Source organism: Jiangella aurantiaca (assembly GCF_004349105.1).
GTDB lineage: Bacteria > Actinomycetota > Actinomycetes > Jiangellales > Jiangellaceae > Jiangella > Jiangella aurantiaca.
In genome coordinates this window covers 191,160-215,799 of record NZ_SMLB01000005.1, presented here as the reverse complement: position 1 = coordinate 215,799, position 24,640 = coordinate 191,160, and the positions used below count along the sequence as shown (strand labels likewise).

Genomic DNA, 24,640 nt, shown 5'->3' with positions numbered 1-24,640 from the left:
GGGCTGCGACCAGCGCCGGGCCGGACCGCCGTCGTCCGGCATGCCGTGACCGTCACCGGACGGGCCGTCCGGTGTGGCAGGATCACGGCATGGCGATGACAGCATCCGTGAAGGACGAGCTGGCTCGCCTCGAGGTGACCAGGACGTGCTGCCGTAAGGCTGAGGTGTCGTCGCTGCTGCGCTTTGCCGGCGGCCTGCACATCGTCAGTGGGAAGATCGTCATCGAGGCCGAGTTGGATACGGGGGTCGCGGCCCGCAGGTTGCGACGTGACATAGCGGAGGTGTTCGGCCACGACAGCGACCTCGCGATGGTCGCCGCCGGTGGGCTGCGCAAGGGGAGCCGTTACGTCGTGCGCGTGGTGCGCGACGGCGAGCGGCTGGCGCGGCAGACGGGGCTGATCGACGGCAGCGGGCGGCCGGTCCGCGGGCTGCCGCCGCAGGTGGTGAACGGGGCCGACCACGACGCCGAGGCGGCATGGCGGGGCGCGTTCCTCGCGCACGGCTCGCTCACCGAGCCGGGCCGGTCGTCGGCGCTCGAGGTGACCTGCCCGGGGCCCGAGGCCGCGCTCGCGCTGGTCGGGGCGGCCCGGCGGCTGGCGATCTCGGCGAAGGCGCGCGACGTCCGGGGGACCGACCGCGTGGTGGTGCGCGACGGCGACGCCATCGGCGCGCTGCTGACCCGGCTGGGCGCGCACGACAGCGTGCTGGCCTGGGAGGAACGGCGCATGCGCCGCGAGGTCCGGGCCACGGCGAACCGGCTGGCCAACTTCGACGACGCCAACCTGCGCCGGTCCGCGCGGGCGGCCGTCGCCGCGGGGGCGCGGGTCGAGCGGGCGCTGGAGATCCTCGGCGAGGACGTACCCGACCACCTCCGCCAGGCCGGCCTGCTCCGGCTGGAGAACAAGCAGGCCAGCCTCGAGGAGCTGGGCCAGCTGTCCGACCCGCCGATGACGAAGGACGCCGTGGCCGGCCGCATCCGGCGGCTGCTCGCCATGGCCGACCGCAAGGCCGCCGACGAAGGCATTCCCGACACCGAGGCGAGCCTCACCCCGGACATGCTCGGCCCGTGAGCGACGCCGGACCGGCGGGCCGTCCGCCGGACGGGCCGGAGGCGTGGGCGATGCAGGTCGTCGTCCACCTGCCCCGGCCCGGCTCGCCGGAGGGCGACCCGCCCACCCGGCGGGCGCTGCTGGAGGCGGCCGCGACGGCGGTCGGCCGGCTGGTCGACGCGGCCTACGCCGACGACGCCGACCCGGCGTGGGCGACAGCGATCCGGCGGTACGAGGACGGCTGGATCCGCAAGGTGGTGCGCCGGTCCCGCGGCATCAACTGGCGGCGGGTGCAGGATCTGCCCGGCATCGGGGTCGAGCACGACGGCGCCAGCGTGCGGGCGCTGCTGCCCGGCCCCGTCGGCGACCTGCCCGGCGAGGTGCGCAAGTTGCAGGTCGGCGGCACCGAGGCGGCGGACGAGCCGGCAGCGGACGCGCCGGACGCCGTCGACGGCGACCCGCCACCGCCCGCCGCGCTCGCCGTCGCCGTCAACCCCGCGGTGACCATGACGGCGGGCAAGGCGGCCGCCCAGGCCGGGCACGCCGCCCAGCTCGCCTGGCACGCGATGCCGTCGGCGCGCCGCCGGGAGTGGGCGGCGGCCGGGTGTCCGGTGCGTCTCGTCCCGGTGACGCAGGAGCAGTGGACGGCGGCCCTCGACCGGTCCGGTGTGGTGGTCCGCGACGGCGGGCTGACCGAGGTCACGCCGGGTACGACGACAGCACTAGCATGGTGGTGACGGGCCACTCAACGTTTCCGGCAGGGATGCCCTAGTGTTTCGTCTGGGTCACCACGACGGGGTGGACGACCGTTCTGTACGCCCTGAACCGTGAAGGAGCATCTCCTGATGACCGTTCGTGTTGGCATCAACGGATTCGGCCGTATCGGGCGCAACTTCGCCCGCGCGGTCTTCGCGCAGGGCGGCGACGACATCGAGATCGTCGGCGCCAACGACCTCACCGACACCAAGACCCTCGCGCACCTGCTCAAGTACGACTCGATCCTGGGCACTCTCCACGACGTGAGCTACGACGGCGACACCATCAACGCCGGCGGCCAGTCGTTCAAGGTGCTGACCGAGCGCGACCCGGCCCAGCTGCCCTGGAAGGACCTCGGCGCCGACGTCGTCCTCGAGTCCACCGGCTTCTTCACCGACGCGACGAAGGCGAAGGCCCACGTCGAGGCGGGTGCGCAGAAGGTCATCGTCTCCGCCCCGGCGAAGAACGAGGACGTCACGGTGGTCCTCGGTGTCAACGACGACATCTACGACCCAGCCGCCCACCAGATCATCTCCAACGCCTCGTGCACCACGAACTGTCTGGCACCGATGGCCAAGGTGCTGCACGAGAGCTTCGGCATCGAGCGCGGCTTCATGCTCACCGTGCACGCCTACACCGCCGACCAGAACCTCCAGGACGGCCCGCACAAGGACCTGCGCCGGGCCCGGGCGGCGGCGGTCAACGTAGTGCCCACCAGCTCCGGTGCGGCCAAGTCGATCGGCCTGGTGCTGCCGGAGCTGAAGGGCAAGCTCGACGGCTTCGCCATGCGTACCCCGCTGCCGACGGGCTCGGCCACCGACCTCACCGTGACGCTCTCGCGCGAGGTCACCGTCGAGGAGGTCAACGCCGCGTTCAAGGCCGCCGCCGAGGGCCCGCTGGGCGCCTACCTGCGCTACACCGAGGACGAGATCGTCTCCTCCGACATCGTCACCGACCCGGCCTCGTGCATCTTCGACGCCGGCCTGACCCGCGTCATCGGCGACCAGGTCAAGATCGTGGGCTGGTACGACAACGAGTGGGGCTACTCCAACCGTCTGGTCGACCTGGTCCGCTTCGTCGGCAACTCGCTCTGAGCGTGATGAGGGGAATCGACGAGCTGGGGGACCTGCGCGGTCAGCGGGTCCTCCTGCGCTCCGACCTCAACGTGCCGTTGGAAGGCGAGGCCGGCGACTCCGTGATCACGGACGACGGGCGGGTGCGCGCCTCGGTGCCGACCATCCAGCAGCTGACCGCCGCGGGGGCGCGGGTCGTCGTCACGGCGCACCTGGGCCGGCCGAAAGGCACGCCGGAGCCGAAGTACTCGCTGGCCCCGGTCGCGAAGCGGCTCGGCGAGCTGCTCGGCGCCGACGTCGCGTTCGCCACCGACACGGTGGGCGAGAGCGCCCGGAAGACCGTGGCCGCGCTGGCCGACGGTGAGGTCGCGCTGCTCGAGAACCTGCGCTTCGACGCGCGCGAGACCAGCAAGGACGACGCCGAGCGCGCGGCCTTCGCGGCCGACCTGGCCGAGCTGGCCGACGTGTTCGTCTCCGACGGCTTCGGGGTCGTGCACCGCAAGCAGGCCAGCGTCTACGATGTCGCGACGCTGCTGCCGCACGCCGCGGGCCAGCTGGTCCAGGCCGAGGTGCAGGCGTTCTCGAAGGTCCTCGACGACCCCGAGCGCCCGTACGTCGTCGTGCTCGGCGGCTCGAAGGTGTCCGACAAGCTGGGCGTCATCGACAACCTGCTCGAGAAGGTCGACCGCCTGCTCATCGGTGGCGGCATGGCGTTCACGTTCCTCAAGGCCCAGGGCTACGAGGTCGGCGGCTCGCTGCTCGAGGAGGACCAGCTCGACACCGTCCGCGGCTACCTGAGCCGGGCCGAGGAGCGCGGCGTCGAGCTGGTGCTGCCGGTCGACGTCGTCGTCGCGGCCGACATCAGCGAGGACGCGGCGACGTCCGTCGTCACCGCGTCGGCGATCCCGGCCGACCAGAAGGGCCTCGACATCGGCCCGGCCACCATCGAGCTGTTCCGCGGCAAGCTCGCCGACGCCAAGACGGTGGTCTGGAACGGCCCCATGGGCGTGTTCGAGCTGGCGCCGTTCGCCGAGGGCACCCGGCAGGTCGCGATCGCCGTCTCCGAGGTCGACGGCACCAGCGTCGTCGGCGGCGGCGACTCCGCGGCCGCCGTCCGCCAGCTCGGCCTCGACGAGGGCGCGTTCACGCACATCTCGACCGGCGGCGGGGCCTCGCTGGAGCTGCTCGAGGGCAAGGAGCTGCCCGGCCTCACCGTCTTGGAGGACTGACGTGGCGACGATCACCCGCCGGCCGCTCATGGCCGGCAACTGGAAGATGAACCTCACCCACCTCGAGGCCATCGCGCTGGTGCAGAAGCTCGCCTTCTCGCTCAACGACGACGACCTCGAGAAGGTCGAGGTGGCGGTGCTGCCGCCGTTCACCGACATCCGTTCGGTGCAGACGCTGATCGACGCTGACCGTTACAACATCGCGTACGGCGCGCAGGACCTCTCCCAGCACGACTCCGGCGCCTACACCGGCGACATCTCCGGGGCCATGCTGGCGAAGCTGGGCTGCACGTACGTCGTCGTCGGCCACTCCGAGCGGCGCGAGTACCACGCCGAGACCGACGAGCTGGTCGCCGCGAAGATCAAGGCGGCCTACAAGCACGAGCTCACGCCGATCCTGTGCGTCGGCGAGCCGCTCGAGGTCCGGCAGGAGAACCGGCACGTCGAGCACACGCTGGCGCAGCTCGACGGGGCCCTCGACGGCCTCGGCGCGGCGCAGGCGGCCAGCATCGTCGTCGCGTACGAGCCGGTCTGGGCCATCGGCACCGGCGAGGTCGCCACGCCCGACGACGCGCAGGAGATGGCCGCGGCCATCCGCGAGCGGCTGGCGAAGCTGTACAGCGCCGAGGTCGCCGCGGGTGTGCGCATCCTCTACGGCGGCTCGGTGAAGGCGGCGAACGTCAAGCCGATCATGGAGCAGCCCGACGTCGACGGCGCCCTCGTGGGCGGCGCGAGCATCGTCGCCGACGAGTTCGCGCTGATCGCCCGCTACCACCGCAACCCCTGAACACCAGCACGTTCGTGTCCCCGTCGCCCGGCCGGTGTCAACGGCCGGGGGCGGGGACATGATCATTCACCGCGAGCGGGTAGCATTCGGCTGGACGGGCTCGAACGCGTACTCTTGGACCGTGCGGCCGGCCCTCTGCCGACCCGCCGATCCGGAAGGACGAAGGCACACCACCGTGGAACTGGCATTCTCGATCCTGCTGGTCATCACCAGCGCGTTGCTGATCCTGCTGGTGCTCATGCACAAGGGCAAGGGTGGCGGCCTGTCCGACATGTTCGGTGGGGGTGTGTCGTCCTCGCTGGGCGGCTCCTCGGTGGCCGAGCGCAACCTCGACCGTCTGACGGTCGCGCTGGGCCTCGTCTGGGCTGCTGCCATCGTCGCGCTCGGCCTGCTGCGCGCCAGCTAGAACCGTCAGGGAGGACGCACCGTGGTCGGAGGCAACGCGATCCGTGGCAGCCGGGTGGGCGCCGGTCCTATGGGGGAGGCGGAACGCGGCGATTCCGCACCACGACGCCGGGTGACGTACTACTGCGAGCACGGGCACGAGAGCTCGCCCAGCTTCGCCGCCGACGCCGCCATCCCGGAGTCCTGGGACTGTATCCGGTGCGGCCTGCCGGCGAGCCAGGACCGCGAGCACCCGCCGGCCGCGCCGCGCACCGAGCCGTACAAGACGCACCTCGCGTACGTGAAGGAGCGGCGCAGCGACGAGGACGGCGCGGCCATCCTCGAGGAGGCGCTGCAGGCGCTGCGCAAGCGCCGCAGCCTCTAGGCGTTCTGCTCCAGAAACTCCTGGGCGGCGCGGCGCATGTCGTCGCGCAGTTCCGCGGGCGCCAGTACGACCACGTCGCCGGCCAGTCCGAGCAGGTAGATCCGCGTCTCGTGGGCCGACTCGAATGTCATCGCGACGTCTGACCAGCCGTGCTCGTCGGGCGGCGTCTGCGCGTCGATGACGGCGTTGCGGGCCCACCGCAGCCGGGTGGCGGCGTACCCGCGGACGCGCAGCCGGACAGGGTAGCGACGCAGCTCGGCGAAGAACCGGTCGCTGCTGCGCTGCCAGTGCTCGGTGAGGTCGAAGTCGTCCGGGCGGTCGAAGCGCTCGTCCGTCGTGATGGCGTCGACGATGCGCTCGACCCGGTAGGTGCGGAACTCGCCGGCCGGCTTCCGCGCGACCAGGTACCAGGACCGCTTCTTCGCCACCAGCCCCAGCGGCTCGACGACGACGGCGTCCGGCGCGCTGCCGTAGGTGAGGCGCAGGCGGGTGTCGTCCCAGACGGCTCGCTGCAGCACCGGCAGCCATGGCGACGGCTCGCGCGTCTCCATCCAGTCGGCGTGGTCGACCAGCACCCGTTCCCGGGCGAGGTCGGCCTGCCGCCGGGCGTGCGCCGGCACCGTCGCCAGCAGCTTGGCCTCCGCCGTCCCGGCCGCCGCGTCCAGCCCGAGGTCGGCCAGCACGTGCGCCGTCGACGCCACGAACAGCGCGGCGGTCTCGGCGGGGGAGAGGCCGGTCAGCCGGGTCCGGTAGTCGGCCGCCAGCGACCACCCGCCGGCCCGGCCGCGGTCGGCGTACACCGGGAAGCCGGCCGCGCTCAGTGCATCGAGGTCGCGCTGCACCGTCCGGGCCGACACCTCCAGCCGCCGGGCCAGCCCGCCCGCCGTCAGCCGGCCGTGCGTCTGCAGCAGCAGGACGATCTGGACGAGGCGTTCAGCACGCATCTCCTTAATATGACAGACGGTGTCCTATTAGGGGTCTACGGTCGTCGGTATGACGTGGAGTGCCGAGCTGCTCGACCAGCTCGAGTTCTACTGGACGGTCCATTTCCGGCCGCGGCTGGCCGGCCTGACCGACGACGAGTACCTGTGGGAGCCGGTCGACGGGGCGTGGAGCCTGCGCCCGGCCGGTCCCGGTGACGCGCTCGAGCTGGAGTTCGTCCAGCCGGAGCCGCCGATCCCGCCGGTCACGACGATCGCCTGGCGCGCCATGCACGTCGGCCGGGACGTGCTGGGCAAGCGGGCGCGGGCGTTCTTCGGCGGCTCGCCGGCGGGGGAGTCGTCCGACGCGGACATGTACGACGCCCGCCACTGGCCGTCGCCGCTGCCTTCGACCGCGGACGGGGCGTTGGCGCTGCTCGACGAGGCGTACGGGCTGTGGCGTTCAGGGGTGGCCGCGCTGGACGACGAGGCGATGCTGCGGCCGCTCGGGCCCCGCGGCGGGCCGTACGCCCAGGACTCGATGGCCAAGCTCGTATTGCACGTCAACCGGGAGGTGCTGGCCCACGGCGCGGAGATCTGCCTGCTGCGCGACCTGTACCGGGCGTACGCGGACCGGCGTGACCCGATCGTGGCGGCGGCGCTGCGCGGCGACGCGGCAGGCGTGACGGCGGGCGGGGGTGCGGCCGGCGTGCGCCCGACGCTGGTCGCCGAGGCCGCCGGCCTGCACCACTGGGAGGTGGTCCGGGCGCTCGTGACGGCCGGTGCGCCGGTCGACGGGGCGCTGCACTACGCGGCCGGCGCGGGCCGACTGGAGGCGGTGAAGCTGCTGGTCGAGCACGGCGCCGACGTCTCGGCACAAGACGATCGCTTCCACCTGGACGCCGCCGGCTGGGCCGACTTCTTCCAGCACCCCGACGTGGCCGCCTACCTCCGCTCTACCGCCCCGAGTCGATCACGTTGAGCGGGACCGCGCCTTTGCTTGGCAGCGCCACGGAAGGACAGGGTGTTCCCGCTCTGCGAGGCATGCATTCCCGGGGGGAGCGGGAGCGGGAGAAGTCCTAGGCCAGCGGGCTAGGCTACCCCGTCTCGAAGCCCTGACACCGGAGGGGACCATGCGCGAACCGACCTGGGAACGGCTCGAGGCATCCCTCGAGGGGACGTTGCTGCTGCCCGGCACTCCGGCATACGAGTCCGCTCGCCACGCGGCGCGGCGGCAGCCGTCCGATCTGCGGCCGGCAGGCATCGTCATGGCCGCCGACGCCACGGATGTCGCGGCGGGGATCGCGTTCGGACGCGAGCACGGCGTCCCCACGGTTCCGCGCAGTGGTGCGCATTGCTATGCGGGCCGTTCATCGACCTCCGGGCTGTTGATCGACGTCACGCCGATGGACCGGATCGAGGTCACGGACGGATCCGTCACCGTCGGCGCCGGCACTCGGCTGGGGAGGCTCTACGACGCACTGGAGCCCGACGGACTCACTCTTCCGATGGGCACCTGCCCGACGGTGGGCGTCGCCGGGCACGTTCTCGGCGGCGGCCTGGGGTTCCTCGGCCGGGCACACGGGTTGGCCAGTGATCGCCTTGTCGCTGCCGAAGTGGTGCTCGCCGACGGGCGAGTGGTCTGGTGCGACGAGGATCACGACCCCGACCTGCTCTGGGCACTGCGCGGCTCCGGCGGCGGGCAGTTCGGCGTGGTCAGCACGCTGGTCTTGGAGGCCGTACGGACGCCGGCCATCACGTCCGCGTTCCATGTGAGGTGGCCGTACGAGCACGCGGCCGCGGTCATCGGCGCGTGGCAGGCATCGGCGCCGCAGGCGCCGGACGAGCTCGTCGCGGAACTGCGCCTCGTCGTGCCCGGCGACCCGCGCGAGCTGCCCGACGTGAGCCTGTTCGGCATGGTGCTCGACGCCGACGTCGCGACGACGACCGGGCTGCTCACGACCATCATCGACGAGGTCGAGACCGAGCCGACGTGGGAGTTCCACGACCAGAGCCCCTACGTCCCGGCTGTGCGCCGGCTCAACCTCCTCGGCTCGGACCTGCCACCGGGAGCCGTGCCTGTCGACCTCAAGGTCGGCAAGTCGGAGTTCTTCCGGCGTGCGTTGCCGTCGGCGACGGTCTCGGCGCTCGTGGAGCGCCTGATCGCCGACCGGGTGCCTGGGTACGCCCGGGAGTGCACGTTCTTCGCCTGGGGTGGCGCCTACAACCGTGTGCCCGTGGGCGCCACCGCGTTCGTGCACCGCGAAGAGACGTTCATGCTCGACGTCACCACCGTCATCGGCAACCCGACGCCGCGCCTACGGTCAGCGGCGCAGTACTGGCTCGCCGACGTCTGGGACGTGGTGCATCCCTGGGGATCCGGCGGCGTCTACCCGAACTTCCCCGACCCCAGCTTGGAGGACGGCGAGATGGCGTACCACGGCAGCAACCTGACGAGGCTGCGCGCGGTCAAACGCCGCTACGACCCGGACGACTGGTTCCGATTCCACCAGTCGGTCGCCCCGGTGGGCGCACCCGGCTGAGCTCAGGCGGCGCGGGCGGCCGACACGGCGGACTTGGGCGGCTTGGTGTCGAAGGTGTACCGGCGCTTGCTCTCGCGCTCGAGCAGGCCGGCGTCGGCCAGCCGCTTGAGCACGACCGGGCACTCCTTGCACCGCGGCCGGTCCTTGCAGCACTTCTTCTTGGCCTTCACCGTCGCCATGGGCGAAGCATAGGTAAGGCTGACCTATTTCGTCATATCTGCCCCGATGTAACGAGCGACTACTCAGGGCGACGCCGGACGCCCGAGTCCGGGCGGGAGCTCGGAGGCAGCCGTGCGGTCGAGCAGCCACCGGGTCGCCCGCTGGCCCTGAGCACCGGCGGCCGGGATCTGGACCGGGCCGGAGCCGCCGAGCGCCAGCCGGACCGCCGACGCCTTGTCCTGGCCGGCGACGACCAGCCAGACCTCGTCGGCGGACCGGATCACCGGCAGGCTGAGACTGATCCGCTCCGGCGGCGGCTTGGGCGCCCCGCGGACGCCGACGACGGAGCGGTCGTCGTACAGCGCCGGGTGCTCGGGGAACAGCGACGCGACGTGACCGTCCGGGCCGACGCCGAGCAGCAGCACGTCGAACGCGGGCGCGCCGGAGTGCAGCCGCTTCTCCGTCTCCTGCGCCAGCACGTCCGCGTACCGCGCCGCGGCGTCCTCCGGTGTCAGGTCGCCGGACCGGGCCGGCATCGCGAACACCCGCGCCGGATCGACCGGCACCTGATCCAGCAGCGCCTGGCGTGCCTGCGTCTCGTTGCGCTCGGCGTCACCGTCAGGCAGGAACCGCTCGTCGCCCCACCAGATGGACAGCGCGGACCAGTCGACGGCCGAGCACGCCGGCGATGCCGCCACCGCGCGCAGCGTCGCGATGCCCGCCGTCCCGCCGGTGAGCACGACCGACGCGTCGCCGTGCGCGGCCTGGGCGTCGACCAGGCGGGTGATGAGCCGGGCCGCCGCCGCCTGCACGAGCACGCCGGCGTCGCGGTGGATCACGATCGTCGGTGTGGTCATCGCTTGACCTTCACCTTGGACCGGGTGATCCTGCCGAACTCGTGCAGCTCCTCCAGGCCCTCCTGGATGACCTCGCCGTAGACCTCATCGGGGTCGAGTCGGCGCAGCTCCTCGGCCAGCGAGTCGCCGGCCGAGCGGCGGGGGAGTGCGACCCGGCGGTCGGCCCGGCCCGGGACGGTCAGTGTCGCCACCTCGTCGTCGGGCCGCTCGATGCCGATGGCCCCGGACGGACGGTCCAGCCGCACGCTGAGCAGGCCCTGTACGCCGGTCGCCTTGGTCCGCGTGACCGGCACCTTCAGCGTGTGCGCCAGCCATCCGGCCAGCAGGTCCGCGCTCGGGTTGTCGGGCCCGCCCACGACCCGGGCCGCCGTGATCTCGTCGTGCGGCGGCTGGTCGAGGGCGGCGGCGAGCAGCGCCCGCCACAGCGTGAGCCGGGTCCAGGCGAGGTCGGTGTCGCCCGGCCGGTAGCTCTCGGCCCGTTCGTGCAGTGCGGCGATCGGCCGCTTGCACGCCGCGGCGTCGGTGATGCGCCGCTGCGCGAGCCGGCCGACGGGGTCGTCGGCGGGCACCGGGGGCGACTCGGCCGGCCACCAGACGACGACGGGGTTGTCCGGCAGCAGCAGCGGGACGACGACCGACTCCGCGTGCCCGGTCAGCGGGCCGAACAGCCGCAGCACGACCACCTCGCTGGCGCCGGCGTCGCCGCCCACCCGGATCTGCGCGTCGAGCCGCGCCGACCCCCGTGATGTGCCGCGGATGACCGCGATGATGCGGCACGGGTGCTCGTGGCTGGCCTGGTTGGCCGACTCGATCGCGTCCTCGGCGTTGGCCTCCTCGGCGACGACGACCAGCGTCAGGACGCGGCCCAGCGCGACCGCGCCGTGCTTCTCGCGCAGGTCGACCAGGCGCTTGCCGACGTCGCCGGCCGTGGTCGACGGAATGTCGATGATCATGGACGCCTCCAGCTGCGGCCGTCGTGGGCCAGCATCTCGTCGGCCGACGCGGGACCCCAGCCGCCGGGCGAGTACTGCTCGGGCCGCCCGGAGCTCTTGGCCCAGAACTCCTCGATCGGGTCGAGGATCTGCCAGGAGAGCTCCACCTCTTCGTGACGGGGGAACAGCGGCGGGTCGCCCAGCAGGACGTCGAGGATCAGCCGCTCGTAGGCCTCGGGGCTCTCCTCGGTGAACGAGCCGCCGTAGCCGAAGTCCATCGTCACGTCGCGGACCTCCATGGCCGTGCCCGGCACCTTGGACCCGAACCGGATGGTGGTGCCCTCGTCCGGCTGGACGCGGATGACCAGCGCGTTCTGGCCCAGCTCCTCGGTGGCGGTGGACTCGAACGGCAGGTGCGGCGCACGCTTGAAGACGATCGCCACCTCGGTGACGCGGCGGCCCAGCCGCTTGCCGGTGCGCAGGTAGAACGGCACGCCGGCCCAGCGACGGGTGTCGATGTCGAGGCGGACGGCGGCGTAGGTCTCCGTCGTGGAGCCCGCCGGGATGCCGTCCTCCTCGAGGAAGCCCTTCACCTTCTGCCCGCCGGCCCAGCCGTCCGCGTACTGCCCGCGGGCGGTGTAGAGGTCCAGCTCCGCCGGCAGCCGCACCGCGGACAGGATCTTCTCCTTCTCCGCGCGCAGGTCCGACGCGTTGAACGACACCGGCTCCTCCATGGCCACCAGCGCCAGCAGCTGCAGCAGGTGGTTCTGGATGACGTCGCGGGCCGCGCCGATGCCGTCGTAGTAGCCGGCCCGGCCCTCGATGCCGATGTCCTCGGCCATCGTGATCTGCACGTGGTCGACGTAGTGGGCGTTCCAGATCGGCTCGAACAGCTGGTTGGCGAAGCGCAGCGCCAGGATGTTCTGGACCGTCTCCTTGCCCAGGTAGTGGTCGATGCGGAAGATCGCGTCGGGCGGGAAGATGCTCTCGACCGTCGCGTTGAGCTGCCGCGCGCTCGCGAGGTCGTGACCGAACGGCTTCTCGATGATCACCCGCCGCCACTGCTCAGGCCCGTCCGGATGGGCCAGCCCGGAGCGGTCCAGCTGCTTGCAGACGATGTCGAAGAACGACGGCGGGATGGACAGGTAGTACGCGAAGTTGCCGCCGGTGCCCTGCTGCTGGTCGAGCTCGTGGACGGTCTCGGCCAGCCGGTCGAAGGCGTCGTCGTCGGAGAAGTCGCCCGGCACGAACCTGAACCCCTGCGCGAGCTGCCGCCAGGTCGCCTCCCGGAACGGAGTGCGCGCGTGCTGCTTGACGGCGTCGTGCACGATCTTGCCGAAGTCCTGCGTGGCCCAGTCGCGCCGGGCGAAGCCGACCAACGAGAAGCCGGGCGGCAGCAGGCCGCGGTTGGCGAGGTCGTACACCGCCGGCATCAGCTTCTTCCGCGCGAGATCGCCGGTGACCCCGAAGATCACCAAACCGGACGGGCCGGCGATGCGCGGCAGCCGCTTGTCGCGCTTGTCGCGCAGCGGGTTCGTCACTTTCACCTCAGGATGCCCCTCAGGGTCTCGATGCCTGCCTTGCGGTCGGTCAGGTGCAGCCGGAGCACCGGACGGTCGTGGTCGGCCAGCACCTGGGCATCGCCGGCGGCCTGCGCGGCGATCAGCTGCCCGAACGTGAACGGCCGGTCCGGAATCTCCAGGTCGTCGGCGGGAGTGCCGGTGACCTGCAGGTAGACGCCCTGGGCCGGGCCGCCCTTGTGGTACTGCCCGGTGGAGTGCAGGAAGCGCGGCCCCCACCCGAACGTCACCGGCCGCTCGGTCCGCCGCTCCAGCGGGACGCGGACGTCGGCGAGCACGGCGTCGTCGCCCTCGCGGTCGAGGTAGGCCATGACGGCGAGGTAACCGTTCGGCGCCAGCCGGCCGAGCAGCGCGTCGACCGCGCCGGCGAGGGAGTCGACGCCGTCCAGCAGCCCGGCGGAGCCGCGGACCTCGACACCGCCGTCGGTGAACGCGGGCGCCTCGGGCTCCGGCGTGGCGTCGAGCAGGCCACGCGCGGCGGCCTTCGCGCTCTCGACGTCGGGCTGGTCGAACGGGTTGATGCCCAGCAGCTTCCCGGCGACGGCCGTCGCGTACTCCCAGAGCAGGAACTGCGCGCCCAGCTCACCGGCGACGACGACGCCCTTCGCGGGCGCCTGCGCGGGGGAGCCGACGAGCGCCGGCAGCACGTCGGCGGCCGCGTGCGTGACTTCGGGGTCGTCGACGCTGCCGCTGGCGACCGGCAGGATGCCGGTGCCCTGCTTGCCGGTGGACTCGGCGATCAGCTGCTCGGCCCAGTCGGCGAAGCCGACGATGCCGGAGCCGGCGTCGGCGATGGCGACCTTGTCTCGCCCGTCGCCGTGACCGCCGGCCAGAGCGGCACCCAGCCGCAGCGCGGGGTTGTCGGGGATGTCACCGGCCAGCCGCTCGGCGGCGGCGGCCGCCTCGTCCAGCAGGGCGGCGATGTCGGCGCCGGCCAGCCCGCTCGGGACCAGGCCGAACGCCGTCAGGGCGGAGTAGCGGCCGCCGACGTTGGGGTCGGCGATGAACAGCCTGCGGTAGCCGCGCTCGCCGGCGAGATCGGCCAGGCCGGAGCCGGGGTCCGTCACGACGACGATGCGGCTGGCGGCTTCGATGCCGGCCTCCGTGAAGGCCGCCTCGAACACCCGGCGCTGGCTGTCGGTCTCGACCGTCGAGCCGGACTTGCTGGACACCACCAGGACGGTGCGGTCCAGGCGGTCGGCCAGCGCCCGCCGGACCGCACCCGGGTCGGTGGTGTCGAGCACGGTCAGCTCGACGCCCGCCGTCCGGGTGATGACCTCCGGCGCCAGCGACGAGCCGCCCATGCCGGCCAGCACGATGCGGTCCAGCCCTTCGGCCCGCAGTTCCGCCGACAGCGCCTCGATCTCGGCCAGCAGAGGCCGCGACGTCTCGTGCAGGTCGGTCCAGCCGAGCCGGATCGACGCCTCGGGCTCGGCCTCCGGGCCCCACACCGTGGCGTCCTTCGCCGCGATGCGGGACGCGACCTTCTCGCCGACCAGGCCGTCGACGACGGCGTCCGCGTCGACGCCGTACGTGGTGACGGTCAGAGCGGTCACTTGGCGGCCTCCAGCTTGGCGTTGACGGACTCGAGCAGGTCGTTCCAGCTGGTTTCGAACTTCTCCACGCCCTCGCGCTCGAGGACCTCGCTGACGTCGTCGAGGTCGACGCCGGCGGCGCGGACCGCGGCCAGCGTGTTCCACGCGTTGTCGCGGTTGGGCCGGATGGTGTCGCCGGTGATGTCGCCGTGGTCGGCGACCGCCTCGATGGTCGCCTCGGGCATGGTGTTGACGGTGTCGGGGGCGACCAGCTGGGTGACGTACATGGTGTCGTCGTAGTCGGGGTTCTTCGTGGACGTCGACGCCCACAGCGGTCGCTGCCGCTGGGCGCCGGCCGCCTCCAGCCGCTGCCAGCGGTCGGTGGCGATGACGTCCTCGTAGGCGGCGTAGGCAAGCCGGGCGTTGGCGACGGCGGACTGCCCGCGCAGCGCGAGCGCCTCGTCGGTGCCGATGGACTCCAGCCGCTTGTCGATCTCGGTGTCGACCCGGCTCACGAAGAAGGACGCGACCGAGGCGATGCCGTCGAGCGACTCACCGGCGGCGACCCGCTGCTCGAGTCCCGCCTGGTAGGCGTCCATGACTTCACGGTAGCGGTCGATGGAGAAGATCAGCGTGACGTTCACGCTGATTCCCGCGGCGATCGACGCCGTGATGGCCGGCAGCCCGGCCTTCGTCGCGGGGATCTTCACGAAGATGTTCGGGCGGTCGACCTCGGCCCACAGCTCGCGCGCCTGGGCGATGGTGGCGTCGGTGTCGTGCGCCAGCCGCGGGTCGACCTCGATGGAGACCCGGCCGTCGCCGTTGGCGCTGCGCTCGGCGATCGGGGCGAACAGGTCGGCGGCGGCGCGGACGTCGTCGGTCGTGAGGTCGCGCACGGCGGCGTCGGCGTCGGAGCCCTGCCCGGCGTGGCGGCGGAGGTCGTCGTCGTACAGGCTGCTCTTGGTGATGGCGGCCTGGAAGATCGACGGGTTGGTGGTGACGCCGACGACGTGCTTCTCGTCGACGAGCGCCTGCAGGTTGCCGGTGGTGAGGCGGTCGCGCGAGAGGTCGTCGAGCCAGATGGCGACGCCCTCCGCGGAGAGCCGGCCGAGCGGATCGGATGTGGTCATGATCGGTTCCTCTTAGGCGTTGGAGATGGACTCGAGGGCCGCGGCCACCACGGCGTCGGCCGTGATGCCGAACTCGCGGTACAGGGTCTTGTAGTCGGCCGACGCGCCGAAGTGCTCGAGGCTGACGGCCCGGCCGGCGTCGCCGAGGTAGCGGTACCAGCTCATCGCCACGCCGGCCTCGACGGAGACGCGGGCCTTGACGGCGGCCGGCAGGACGGACTCGCGGTACTCGGCGTCCTGCTCCTCGAACCACTCCTGCGACGGCATCGAGACCACTCGGGTGGGCACGCCGTCGGCCTGCAGCCGCTCGCGTGCCTCGACGGCGATCTGCAGCTCCGAGCCGGTGCCGATCAAAATCACTCGAGGCGTCCCACTCCCGTCGTCTGTGGCGGCCTCGGCGAACACGTAGCCGCCTCGCGCGGTGCCCTCGGCCGAGCCGAAGACGCTGCGGTCGAACGTCGGGACGTTCTGCCGGGTCAGCGCCAGGCCGGCCGGGTGCTGCCGCTCCAGGATGGTGCGCCAGGCGACGGCCGTCTCATTCGCGTCGGCGGGGCGGACGACGTCCAGGCCCGGGATGGCCCGCAGCGCCGACAGGTGCTCGACCGGCTGGTGCGTCGGGCCGTCCTCGCCGAGGCCGATGGAGTCGTGCGTCCACACGAACGTCACCGGCAGCTGCTGCAGCGCCGCCAGCCGGACCGCGGCCCGCTGGTAGTCGCTGAACACCAGGAACGTCGCGGCGTATGGGCGGGTCAAGCCGTTGAGCGCGATGCCGTTGACGATCAGCCCAGAGGCGAACTCGCGGACGCCGAAGTGCAGCGTGCGGCCGTACGGGTCGCCGGGAAACATCTTCGAGGAGCGCTTCTCCGGCAGGAAGCTCGGCTCGCCCTCGATGGTGGTGTTGTTGGAGCCGGCGAGGTCGGCCGAGCCGCCCCACAGCTCCGGCAGCACCGGCGCGACGGCGTTGATCACCTTGCCCGACGCGGCGCGGGTGGCGACGCCCTTCTCCGACGGCTCGAAGACCGGCAGGCTGTCGGTCCAGCCCTCGGGCAGCTCGCGGTCCTGCAGGCGGTCGAGCAGGGCCGCGCGGTCGGGGTTCGCCTCGCGCCAGGCGGCGTAGCGCCCGTCCCACTCGGTGCGCAGCCGCTTGCCGCGCTCGCCGACCTCGCGCGCGTGCGCCAGGACGTCGTCGGCGACGTCGAACGACTTCTCCGGGTCGGCGCCCAGCACCCGCTTGGTGGCGGCGACCTCGTCGGCGCCCAGGGCGGAGCCGTGGATGGCGCCGGTGTTCTGCTTGTTCGGCGCCGGCCAGCCGATGATGGTGCGGACGGCGATGAACGACGGCCGGTCGGTGACAGCCTTCGCGTTCTGCAGCGCCTCGATGATGGCCTGCGGGTTCTCCTTGTACTCACCGTCGGCGGTGAAGTCGACCACCTGGGTGTGCCAGCCGTACGCCTCGTAGCGGGCGACGGTGTCCTCGGTGAAGGCGATGTTGGTGTCGTCCTCGATGGAGATGTGGTTGTCGTCCCACAGGACGATGAGGTTGCCCAGCTCCTGCGTGCCCGCCAGCGAGCTGGCCTCGCTCGACACGCCCTCCTCGAGGTCGCCGTCAGAGGCGATGACGAAGACGTGGTGGTCGAAGACGCTCTCGCCCGGCAGCGCGTCGGGGTCGAGCAGGCCGCGCACGCGGCGGGCCGCGAACGCCATGCCGACCGCCGTCCCGAACCCGGATCCGAGCGGGCCGGTGGTGACCTCGACGCCGTTGGTGTGCCGGTACTCCGGGTGACCCGGCGTCGACGAGCCCCACGTGCGGAACGCCTTGAGGTCGTCGAGCGTCACGTCGTAGCCGGACAGGTACAGCTGGATGTACTGCGTCAGGCTGCTGTGCCCGGCCGACAGGACGAACCGGTCGCGGCCGAGCCAGTGCTGGTCGGACGGGTCGTGGCGGAGCACCCGCTGGTACAGCGTGTAGGCGACCGGCGCGAGGCTCATCGCCGTGCCGGGATGCCCGTTGCCCGCCTTCTCGACGGCGTCCATGGCCAGCAGCCGCACGGTGTCGACCGCCCGGTCGTCGAGCTCCGTCCATTCGAAGGCTGCGCTGTTCTCGGGTGTCGTGTTCACCGGCGTGACGTTCCTCTCAGGCGGAAGGGTCCCTACGTCTCTGCTCACGGCGCCGTCGACGCGACGGCCGTTCACGGTCGAGCGTATCGACGTCACTCGCACGTGTGCCCGGCCGCTCGGCGGTTTGGGCGCACCGTTAGACTCAACAGGCCAAGCTGGCGGATGTTCCCACGCCCGCCTGTCTCTTCGACCACACGAAGGTGAACGTTGACGTCCGTCGAGCCGAGTCTCGCCGCGACCCGGCGTGCGCCGGAGCCGCCCACGCGGCTGGCGCGGATGCGGGCCGTGATGGGCTCCTACGTCGCGCTCATGAAGCTGCGCGTCGTCGAGCTGCTGCTCGTCACGACGCTGCCGGCCATGGTGCTGGCCGAGCGCGGGCTGCCGTCGCTGGGCCTGGTGGTCGCCACGTTGGTCGCCGGCACGCTGGCCGGCGGTAGCGCGCACGCGTTCAACCAGGTGCTCGAGCGCGACATCGACGCCGTCATGCACCGCACCCGGCGGCGGCCGCTCGCTCGCGCCGTCGTCGGCCCGTACCCGGCGTTCGCGTTCGCGTCGGTGTTGCTGGCCGCTTCTGTCGCGATCATGCTCGTGTGGGTCAACGCGATGGCAGCGGCGCTGACCATCGCCGCCAACCTGTTCTACGTCCTCGTCTACACCATGCTGCTCAAGCGGCGGACGTCGCAGAACATCGTGTGGGGCGGGGTGGCAGGCTGCGTGCCGACGCTGATCGGCTGGGCCGCCGTCACCGGGTCGCTCAGTTGGGCTGCTGTGCTGTTGTTTCTCGTGGTGTTCTTCTGGACGCCGCCGCACTACTGGCCGCTGGCCATGCGCTACCGCGACGACTACGCGCGGGCCGGGGTGCCGATGCTGCCGGTGGTGGCGTCGGCGCGGACGGTGGCGCTGCAGATCCTGCTGTACTCGTGGGCCATGGTCGCCACGACGTTCGTGCTGTGGCCGGTGGCGGGGCTGGGGTGGATCTACGGGCTGGCGTCCGTGCTGACCGGCGTGTGGTTCCTCGTCGAGGCGCACCGCCTGTACGGCCGGGCGCGGCGGACGCCCGACGGTGCCGGGCTGACCGCCATGCGGCTGTTCCACGGCTCGATCACCTACCTGACGGTGGTGTTCGCCGCGGTGATGGCCGACGTGCTGATCCTGGGCTGACCTGGGTTCTCGTCGGTGGTGTTGACTCTCCAGCGACTGGAGACACCACGGTGGTTCGCGTGAACGACGACGGCATTTTCCTGAGCATCGGCGACCTGGCCCGGCGCACCGGACTCCCGGTGAAGACGATCAGGTACTACGCCGACATCGGGCTGGTGCCGCCGACCGACCGATCCCCGGCGGGCTACCGCCGCTACGACGCCGTCGCCGTGGCCCGGCTGGACCTCGTCCGAACGCTGCGCGAGCTCGGCATCGATCTCGCGACCGTCCGGCAGGTCCTCGACCGGTCGCTGTCACTGGCCGACATGGCGACGGCGCACGCCGCCGCCCTCGACGCGCAGATCCGGCTGCTCCGGACCCGGCGTTCGGTGCTGCGGGCGGTGGCCGCGCTGGGGATCGACGACCACGAGGAGCTGGATCTCATGAACCGCCTGGCCCACCTGTCGGCCGCCGAACGGCAGCAGATCATCGACGACTACTGGGAGTCGACGTTCCAGGGGCTGGACGCCGACCCTGTGTTCGCGGAGCGCATGCGCTCCGTCAGCGTCGACCTTCCGGACGATCCCACGCCGGCTCAGGTGGAGGCCTGGGTCGAGCTGGCCGACCTGGTGCAGGACCCGTCCTACCGGGCGCGGGCGCGGCAGATGGCCGAGGCCGGCGCGGCGGGGGCGTCGGGGGAGTCTTCCGGCCCGGCGCCCGCGGAGGTGGCGCTCTACGAGAGCGTGACCGACCTGGTGACGCCGCTGCGATCGGCCGGGGTGGCGCCCGCATCGCCGGAGGGCCGTCTGGTGGTCGACCAGCTGGCGCCCCGCTTCGCCCACGCCCGCGGCGTCTCCGACGGTGTGGACTTCCGCCGGGAGCTCGGCCAGCAGGTCGTCCTGTTCTCCGACGCCCGGGTCGAGCGGTACTGGGAGCTGGTCGGCATCATCAACGACTGGCCGCGCGAGCAGGTGCGATCCGGCAGCGTCGCCACGATGGAGTGGTTCGCGCAGGCGTTGCTGGCGGCCGCCGAGGCCTGAGCGGGCGGCGCGAAGGAGCGGCGCCCGTCCCGAGCTCGGGGCGGGCGCCACGGTTCGCCGGCTGCCGCCGGCGACGTCGTGCTCCATTGGTCGTGCGCTGATCCTGCGGGATCAGAGCGGGTCGATGTCGTCGCGCCGTTCGACGTACTCCGTGGTGCGCGGGCGATCGACGTACTCCGTGGTGTGCGCACGACGCGTACGCATGGATGCGACCATCATCGACACCACGATGGCCAGGGCACCGACACCGGTGAGCACCCAGCCGATGACGCTGAGGTCGAAGTCGGAAAGCCGGTCCCGGACGCCGAGCGCCAGGATCAGGCCCAGCGCCATCAGGAACACACCCAGACCGATGCTCATATGGACACACCTCCCGAATAGGCGGGATTCGCCTTGGGAGGTACCCGGCCGGTCGATCGGCAAACGGCCCAGAACTGCCAGTTGTCAGGCAGCCGGTGCCCTTGGTCAGCCCGGCCGGCGCGAGGGCAGCCAGCGGGTCGCGTACCAGGCGTCGGTCGCGGCCATCACCATGAGCGCCGCGCCGAGCATGTGCAGCCCGACCAGCAGTTCCGGCAGCTCGAGCCGATACTGCATCAGCCCGATGAGTCCCTGCCCGAGTTCGACGGCGATCAGGACAGCGGCGGCGCGGGCGGCCCGGCCGGGCGAGCCGACCGCCCGGCTGGTGAAGTAGAGACCGATCGAGATGCCGATGAGCAGCAGCACCGAGTCCGCGTGCACCTGCGTCACCACCGCGACGTCCAGGCCGGTGCGCTTGGAGTCGGGGTCGCCGGCGTGCGGCCCGCTGCCCGTGACCACGGCGCCCAGATAGACGGCGACGGCGGTGACGACCAGCGTGAGCAGGCCGAGCCGTTCCAGCCATGGCAGCCCGACGCGCGCCGGGACCGCGCCGAGCGGCCGTTGCGTGCGTCTGACCAGCACCGTCGCGGCGCCGACCAGTACAGTCGACACCAGGAAGTGGCACATGACGACCCACGGGTTCAGGTCGCTCCAGACGGTGATGCCGCCGATGACGGCCTGCGCCGGCACGAAGCCGAGCAGCGCGGCCGACAGCACCAGGAGGTCGCGGCGCGGCCGATCGGATGTGAACGTCCGCAGCACCGCGACCAGCATCGCGAACGCGACGGCGCCGACCACGAACGTGAGCAGCCGGTTCCCGAACTCGATCGCGCCGTGCATCCCCATCTCGGGGGTCGCGGCGAGGGACCCCGCGGTGCAGTGCGGCCAGTCCGGGCAGCCGAGCCCGGAGTCGGTGAGCCGGACCGCTCCGCCGGTCACGATGATGCCGGCCTGCGTGACCAGCGACGCGACCGCCAGCCGACGCAGCACCGCCTCCGACGGCAGCGGCAGCCGCCGCACGAACCGGGCGGCCCGGCCGGGCGCCGGGGCCGGAGTCGTCGGAAGGGTCGCGGTCACCACGTCATGGTAGGACCCGGCGGCCGATCGCGATCTCGGGGTCGACGTGGGCTGCCTCACGCCTGGTGGTTCTGTCAAGGGTCTGCGATCTGCCCGACTCCCGTCAGCGTTAGCCCGGAAGTTGGCCCTCGCTGTTGATCCGGTGCTTCGTCGGTTAGCCCGGATTCGGGCAAACGCCCTGCTCATTCGGGCAAACGCGGAAACCGCCGAGCGGGCTGGATTCGGGCTTAGCGTCCGGGGCATGGCTCTTCGATCCGCTCCTTCCGCCGCCGCGCCGGCCGTGGTCGCGGTGCTCGTCACCGTGCTCGTCACCGTGGTCGTCGCCGCGCTTGTCGCGGTGCTCGCCGCCGCGCTCGCCGTGGGCGGGCGGGCCGGCGATGCGGCTGAGCCCGTCGGGCCGCCGGCTGAGCCGAGCGGGGCCGCGGGAGGCCCGGCCGCCGGTGCCGGCCGGGGTGCCGAGCCGGCAGCGCCCGCCGTGCTCGCCGAGCGCCGGCGAGCCCTGCTCGCCACGTGCCGCTGCCATGGCGATCGCGAGCCGCCGCCGCCCGCCGGCGCCGCCGCTACCGCACCGGCGCGGCTCGTCCCGCTTCGGTCGCCCCGGCGCGGCGGCTCCGCTACCGTGCGACTGCGGGCACGCCATGATCGCCGTGAGAGCCGCCGTGGGCACACCGGCGGGCTCTGGCAGCCTGCTCGTTCACTGCGACGACCTGCGGGAGGCAAGGGACATGAGCGGCGCCACTCGGCTGCGACCGCCCCGGAACTGGCTCGACCAGCGTGTCATGGCCTGGTGGCGTGCTCAGGTCGGCGTGCTGACAGCCGTTGTGGTGGTCCCGCTGCTGATCCTCGGGCTGCTCATCGCGCCGGCTCGGGCGTGGTTCCTGATCCCCGCCGCCGTGCTCGCGGTCATCGGACTGCTGGGACTCTTGCTGCTGCCGCCGTGGTGGTTCCGGATCCACCGGTGGGAGGTCACCGACCTGGCCGTCTACACCCGTGGCGGCGTGCTGTGGCAGGTCTGGCGGGTGGCGCCGATGTCGCGCATCCAGACGGTCGACACCGTCCGCGGCCCGCTGCAGCGCGCCTTCGGCCTGTCGACGGTGACGGTGACGACGGCCTCCTCCGCGGGCGCGGTGAAGATCGAGGGCCTCGACCACGAGCAGGCGGCCGAGCTCGCCGAGGAACTCACCCGCATCACCCACAACACCCCGGGCGACGCGACGTGAACCGCCCCGATCCCGCCGACTCGGCATCCGGCCCGGCCGCGGCCTCCACCGCCGGCCCGGCCACCGACGAGGACGGCTGGCTGGCGCTGCACCGCGACACCGTCAAGGTCACCGGCGTCTGGGTCTTCGTCCTCGCTCTCGGCGGCGCCGTCCCCACCACGTACGGCATCGGCTCCGGCACCTCCTACGGCGTCGCCCTGGCGTGGGTGGTGCCGGCGGTGGTCCTGGTCGTGGCGGCGGCGGTCATCGCCGACTACGTGCGCTGGCGGCACAGCCGCTTCCGGGTCACGCCGACCCGCATGGAACTGCACAAGGGCATGGTCTTCACCACGAAGCGCTCGCTCGCGCGCGAGCGCATCCGCACCGTCGACCTCTCGGCCGACCCGGTCCAGCGGGTGTTCGGGCTGGTGAAGGTCAGCATCGGTACGGGTGAGCAGGTCGAGGCCGGCGGGGCGGGACAGTCGCCGCAGACGCTGGTGCTCGATTCCGTGGCCCGCGGCGAGGGCGAGTGGCTGCGCGCGCTGCTGCTCGACCGCGCGCCGGTGGCCGCCGACGGCACGGAATCGGGCGTGCGGGTGCTGGCCCGCTGGGATCCCGTCTGGCTCCGCTTCGCGCCGCTGTCGTTCTGGACGTTCGCGCTGGCCGGCGTCGCGGTCGGCGGCCTGTTCCAGGTGCTGAACTGGTTCGGTCGCGAGAGCCTGCCGGTCGACGTCACCCGCGACGTCGTCGAGGAGATCGGCGCGACGCAGACGCTGCTGTTGTTCGCGGGGGTGTTCGTGCTGGTCGGAGTTGTGGCAACGCTGGCCTTCAGCCTGGAGGCGTGGTGGGCCTACCGCCTCGAACGCGAGCCCGGCGGCACGCTGCGAGTCCGCCGCGGCCTGCTCACCACCCGCTCGGTCAGTATCGAGGAGCAGCGCGTCCGCGGCGTCGAGATCGTCGAGCCGCTCGGCGTCCGCTCCGCCGGCGCGGCCCGTGTCGACGTCGTCACGACCGGCCTGCGCGCCGACCCCAAGTCCGAGGCGTCGACACTGCTGCCGGCCGCGCCGATGACGGTCGCCGCGTCCGTGGCGGCGGCCGTCGCCGGAATCCGGCCCGGTGGCCGGCTGCGACGACATCCGGCGACGGCGCGCACCCGGCGACTGCGCTGGGCCCTCGCGGCCGACGCGGTGCTGGCGGCGGTGGTGGCCTGGCTGGCGGTCGCCTCGCCGGTGCGCGACTTCTGGGCGATCGTGCTGACGGTGCTCGCGGCGGGCTGCGCCGTGGCGCTGGTGGTGCTGGCCGGCGACGCGTACGGATCGCTCGGCCACGACCTCGACGGCGACTTCCTCGTCGCGCGCAAGGGCAGCGTACGGCGGGCGACGGTGTACCTGCAGCGGCAGGGCATCATCGGCTGGCGGGTGAGCCAGTCGGTGTTCCAGCGCCGCGCGGGCCTCATGACGCTCACCGCCACGACGGCCGCCGGGGCGCGGCGCTACTCCGTCATCGACGCCGACGAGCACGAGGTCCTGGAGTTCGGCGCGGAGGCCGTTCCCGGCCTGCTCGACCCGTTCCTCGTCCATGAACGGCCGATCGTGGACCATCCCGAGCAGGCGGCTTTCCGCGAGCCGTGAGCGGTGCCTGACGGGCCCGGCGACGCTCGGAGCGCGGTCACTCCCAGCGGAACCAGCGGGCCGCCGCCGCCAGGCCGGCGACCGCCCAGACCGCCAGCACGGCGACCGATCCCCACGGCAGGCCGGCGCCGTCGGCCAGGACCGACCGCAGCCCGTCGGCCAGGGCACCCGTCGGCGTCAGCTCCAGCGCCGTCCGCACGCCGGACGGGAAGCCGGACAGCGGGATCACCACGCCGCCCAGCACCAGCAGCAACAGGTAGACGAGGTTCGCCGCAGCCAGCGTCGCCTCGGCGCGGAGGGTGCCGGCCAACAGCAGGCCCAGACCGGCGAACGCCAGGGTTCCGGCGACCAGCAGCACGACCACGGCCAGCGGCGATCCCGATGGCTGCCAGCCCAGGGCCAGACCGAGCCCGCCGACCAGCACGACCTGCAGCGCCTCGACCACCAGCACGGTCAGTGCCTTGGCCAGCAGCAACGTCCAGCGGGGGAGCGGCGACGCCGCCAGCCGTTTGAGCGCGCCGTAACGCCGCTCGTACCCGGTCGCGATCGCCAGCGACGTGAACGCCGTCGACATCACGCACAGCGCCAGGATCCCGGGCACGAGGAAGTCGACCCGCTCGTAGTCGCCGGTGTCGAACACCGGCGCGGCGGTCAGCAGCCACAGCAGCACGACCGGGATCGCGGCGGTCAGCAGGAGCTGCTCGCCGTTGCGCAGCAGCAGGCGGATCTCGAACAGCGTCTGGGCCAGCAGCATCAGGC

25 protein-coding genes are annotated in these 24,640 nt (G+C 72.5%); 13 read left to right on the top strand and 12 right to left on the bottom strand.

The genetic code is table 11. The annotated features are described in order from the left end of the window. Window positions 1–89: 89 nt before the first annotated feature. From whiA to E1262_RS06000, 7 genes are all read left to right on the top strand, one after another. Window positions 90–1,070, top strand: a complete 981-nt coding sequence (gene whiA, locus E1262_RS06030) for a DNA-binding protein WhiA (protein WP_132102216.1) — start codon at window positions 90–92, stop codon at window positions 1,068–1,070. Further along, the gene (locus tag E1262_RS06025; RefSeq protein ID WP_203453593.1) at window positions 1,067–1,786 is read left to right on the top strand and encodes a peptidyl-tRNA hydrolase; all 720 of its coding nucleotides are present in this window, start codon (window positions 1,067–1,069) and stop codon (window positions 1,784–1,786) included. Before whiA ends, E1262_RS06025 begins: the two co-directional genes overlap by 4 nt. 108 nt (window positions 1,787–1,894) lie before the next feature. After that, window positions 1,895–2,899, top strand: a complete 1,005-nt coding sequence (gene gap / locus E1262_RS06020; RefSeq protein ID WP_132102215.1) for a type I glyceraldehyde-3-phosphate dehydrogenase — start codon at window positions 1,895–1,897, stop codon at window positions 2,897–2,899. Window positions 2,900–2,904: 5 nt separating this feature from the next. Beyond that, the gene (locus E1262_RS06015; protein WP_132102214.1) at window positions 2,905–4,107 is read left to right on the top strand and encodes a phosphoglycerate kinase; all 1,203 of its coding nucleotides are present in this window, start codon (window positions 2,905–2,907) and stop codon (window positions 4,105–4,107) included. A gap of 28 nt (window positions 4,108–4,135) precedes the next feature. Next, a complete protein-coding gene (tpiA, locus tag E1262_RS06010) occupies window positions 4,136–4,894 on the top strand; it encodes a triose-phosphate isomerase (protein WP_203453607.1) in 759 nt (252 codons plus the stop codon). A 175-nt stretch (window positions 4,895–5,069) separates the two neighbouring features. Continuing rightward, complete coding sequence (gene secG, locus E1262_RS06005; RefSeq protein WP_119660829.1) at window positions 5,070–5,300, top strand: preprotein translocase subunit SecG; 231 nt, start codon at window positions 5,070–5,072, stop codon at window positions 5,298–5,300. A gap of 21 nt (window positions 5,301–5,321) precedes the next feature. After that, window positions 5,322–5,663 carry an RNA polymerase-binding protein RbpA gene (locus E1262_RS06000; RefSeq protein WP_132102213.1) on the top strand — a complete coding sequence of 114 codons (342 nt, stop codon included), beginning with the start codon at window positions 5,322–5,324 and terminating at the stop codon, window positions 5,661–5,663. On the opposite strand, the gene E1262_RS05995 is transcribed toward E1262_RS06000, so the two are convergent. Next, window positions 5,660–6,607: a helix-turn-helix transcriptional regulator gene (locus E1262_RS05995; protein ID WP_132102212.1), complete on the bottom strand. Its 948-nt coding sequence runs from the start codon at window positions 6,605–6,607 to the stop codon at window positions 5,660–5,662. The genes E1262_RS06000 and E1262_RS05995 overlap by 4 nt on opposite strands. A gap of 49 nt (window positions 6,608–6,656) precedes the next feature. Here E1262_RS05995 and E1262_RS05990 point away from each other — a divergent pair, with 49 nt between their 5' ends. Beyond that, window positions 6,657–7,565, top strand: coding sequence for a DinB family protein (locus tag E1262_RS05990; RefSeq protein WP_132102211.1), 909 nt, complete (start codon window positions 6,657–6,659; stop codon window positions 7,563–7,565). 151 nt (window positions 7,566–7,716) lie between these two features. Beyond that, a complete protein-coding gene (locus E1262_RS05985) occupies window positions 7,717–9,126 on the top strand; it encodes an FAD-binding oxidoreductase (RefSeq protein WP_132102210.1) in 1,410 nt (469 codons plus the stop codon). 2 nt (window positions 9,127–9,128) lie between these two features. Here the strand turns inward: E1262_RS05985 and E1262_RS30795 are convergent, their stop codons facing one another. From E1262_RS30795 to tkt, 7 genes are all read right to left on the bottom strand, one after another. After that, window positions 9,129–9,305 carry a hypothetical protein gene (locus E1262_RS30795; RefSeq protein WP_203453592.1) on the bottom strand — a complete coding sequence of 59 codons (177 nt, stop codon included), beginning with the start codon at window positions 9,303–9,305 and terminating at the stop codon, window positions 9,129–9,131. 63 nt (window positions 9,306–9,368) lie between these two features. Then, entirely contained in the window at window positions 9,369–10,142 is a 774-nt protein-coding gene (gene pgl, locus E1262_RS05980; protein WP_132102209.1) for a 6-phosphogluconolactonase, read from the bottom strand. After that, the gene (opcA, locus tag E1262_RS05975) at window positions 10,139–11,095 is read right to left on the bottom strand and encodes a glucose-6-phosphate dehydrogenase assembly protein OpcA (RefSeq protein ID WP_132102208.1); all 957 of its coding nucleotides are present in this window, start codon (window positions 11,093–11,095) and stop codon (window positions 10,139–10,141) included. The genes pgl and opcA overlap by 4 nt, the downstream gene beginning before the upstream one ends. Beyond that, window positions 11,092–12,615, bottom strand: a complete 1,524-nt coding sequence (gene zwf, locus E1262_RS05970) for a glucose-6-phosphate dehydrogenase (protein WP_275261626.1) — start codon at window positions 12,613–12,615, stop codon at window positions 11,092–11,094. Before zwf ends, opcA begins: the two co-directional genes overlap by 4 nt. A 2-nt stretch (window positions 12,616–12,617) precedes the next feature. Beyond that, complete coding sequence (locus tag E1262_RS05965) at window positions 12,618–14,210, bottom strand: glucose-6-phosphate isomerase (protein ID WP_132102206.1); 1,593 nt, start codon at window positions 14,208–14,210, stop codon at window positions 12,618–12,620. Further along, entirely contained in the window at window positions 14,207–15,319 is a 1,113-nt protein-coding gene (tal, locus tag E1262_RS05960; RefSeq protein ID WP_132102205.1) for a transaldolase, read from the bottom strand. Before tal ends, E1262_RS05965 begins: the two co-directional genes overlap by 4 nt. Before the next feature lie 12 nt (window positions 15,320–15,331). Further along, the gene (gene tkt / locus E1262_RS05955; protein WP_132102204.1) at window positions 15,332–17,437 is read right to left on the bottom strand and encodes a transketolase; all 2,106 of its coding nucleotides are present in this window, start codon (window positions 17,435–17,437) and stop codon (window positions 15,332–15,334) included. A gap of 207 nt (window positions 17,438–17,644) precedes the next feature. On the opposite strand from tkt, the gene E1262_RS05950 reads away from it, so the two are divergent. Both E1262_RS05950 and E1262_RS05945 read left to right on the top strand, forming a co-directional pair. Beyond that, on the top strand, window positions 17,645–18,598 hold the full coding sequence (locus E1262_RS05950; protein WP_203453591.1) for a heme o synthase: 954 nt from the start codon (window positions 17,645–17,647) through the stop codon (window positions 18,596–18,598). Between the two features lie 59 nt (window positions 18,599–18,657). Next, window positions 18,658–19,617, top strand: coding sequence for a MerR family transcriptional regulator (locus E1262_RS05945; protein WP_203453590.1), 960 nt, complete (start codon window positions 18,658–18,660; stop codon window positions 19,615–19,617). 111 nt (window positions 19,618–19,728) lie between these two features. On the opposite strand, the gene E1262_RS05940 is transcribed toward E1262_RS05945, so the two are convergent. The 3 genes from E1262_RS05940 to E1262_RS05930 all read right to left on the bottom strand — a co-directional run bounded on the left by E1262_RS05940 (window position 19,729) and on the right by E1262_RS05930 (window position 21,574). Beyond that, the gene (locus E1262_RS05940) at window positions 19,729–19,977 is read right to left on the bottom strand and encodes a DUF6458 family protein (RefSeq protein ID WP_132102203.1); all 249 of its coding nucleotides are present in this window, start codon (window positions 19,975–19,977) and stop codon (window positions 19,729–19,731) included. Window positions 19,978–20,082: 105 nt separating this feature from the next. Then, window positions 20,083–21,051 (bottom strand): COX15/CtaA family protein, encoded by a 969-nt coding sequence (locus tag E1262_RS05935; protein WP_203453589.1) that lies wholly within the window; start codon window positions 21,049–21,051, stop codon window positions 20,083–20,085. Window positions 21,052–21,205: 154 nt separating this feature from the next. Continuing rightward, window positions 21,206–21,574 carry a hypothetical protein gene (locus tag E1262_RS05930; RefSeq protein ID WP_132102201.1) on the bottom strand — a complete coding sequence of 123 codons (369 nt, stop codon included), beginning with the start codon at window positions 21,572–21,574 and terminating at the stop codon, window positions 21,206–21,208. Window positions 21,575–21,776: 202 nt separating this feature from the next. On the opposite strand from E1262_RS05930, the gene E1262_RS05925 reads away from it, so the two are divergent. Both E1262_RS05925 and E1262_RS05920 read left to right on the top strand, forming a co-directional pair. Beyond that, window positions 21,777–22,271: a PH domain-containing protein gene (locus E1262_RS05925; RefSeq protein ID WP_132102200.1), complete on the top strand. Its 495-nt coding sequence runs from the start codon at window positions 21,777–21,779 to the stop codon at window positions 22,269–22,271. Beyond that, complete coding sequence (locus E1262_RS05920) at window positions 22,268–23,881, top strand: PH domain-containing protein (protein WP_132102199.1); 1,614 nt, start codon at window positions 22,268–22,270, stop codon at window positions 23,879–23,881. The genes E1262_RS05925 and E1262_RS05920 overlap by 4 nt, the downstream gene beginning before the upstream one ends. Window positions 23,882–23,918: 37 nt before the next feature. On the opposite strand, the gene E1262_RS05915 is transcribed toward E1262_RS05920, so the two are convergent. Next, complete coding sequence (locus tag E1262_RS05915) at window positions 23,919–24,635, bottom strand: ABC transporter permease (protein ID WP_132102266.1); 717 nt, start codon at window positions 24,633–24,635, stop codon at window positions 23,919–23,921. Window positions 24,636–24,640: the final 5 nt, after the last annotated feature.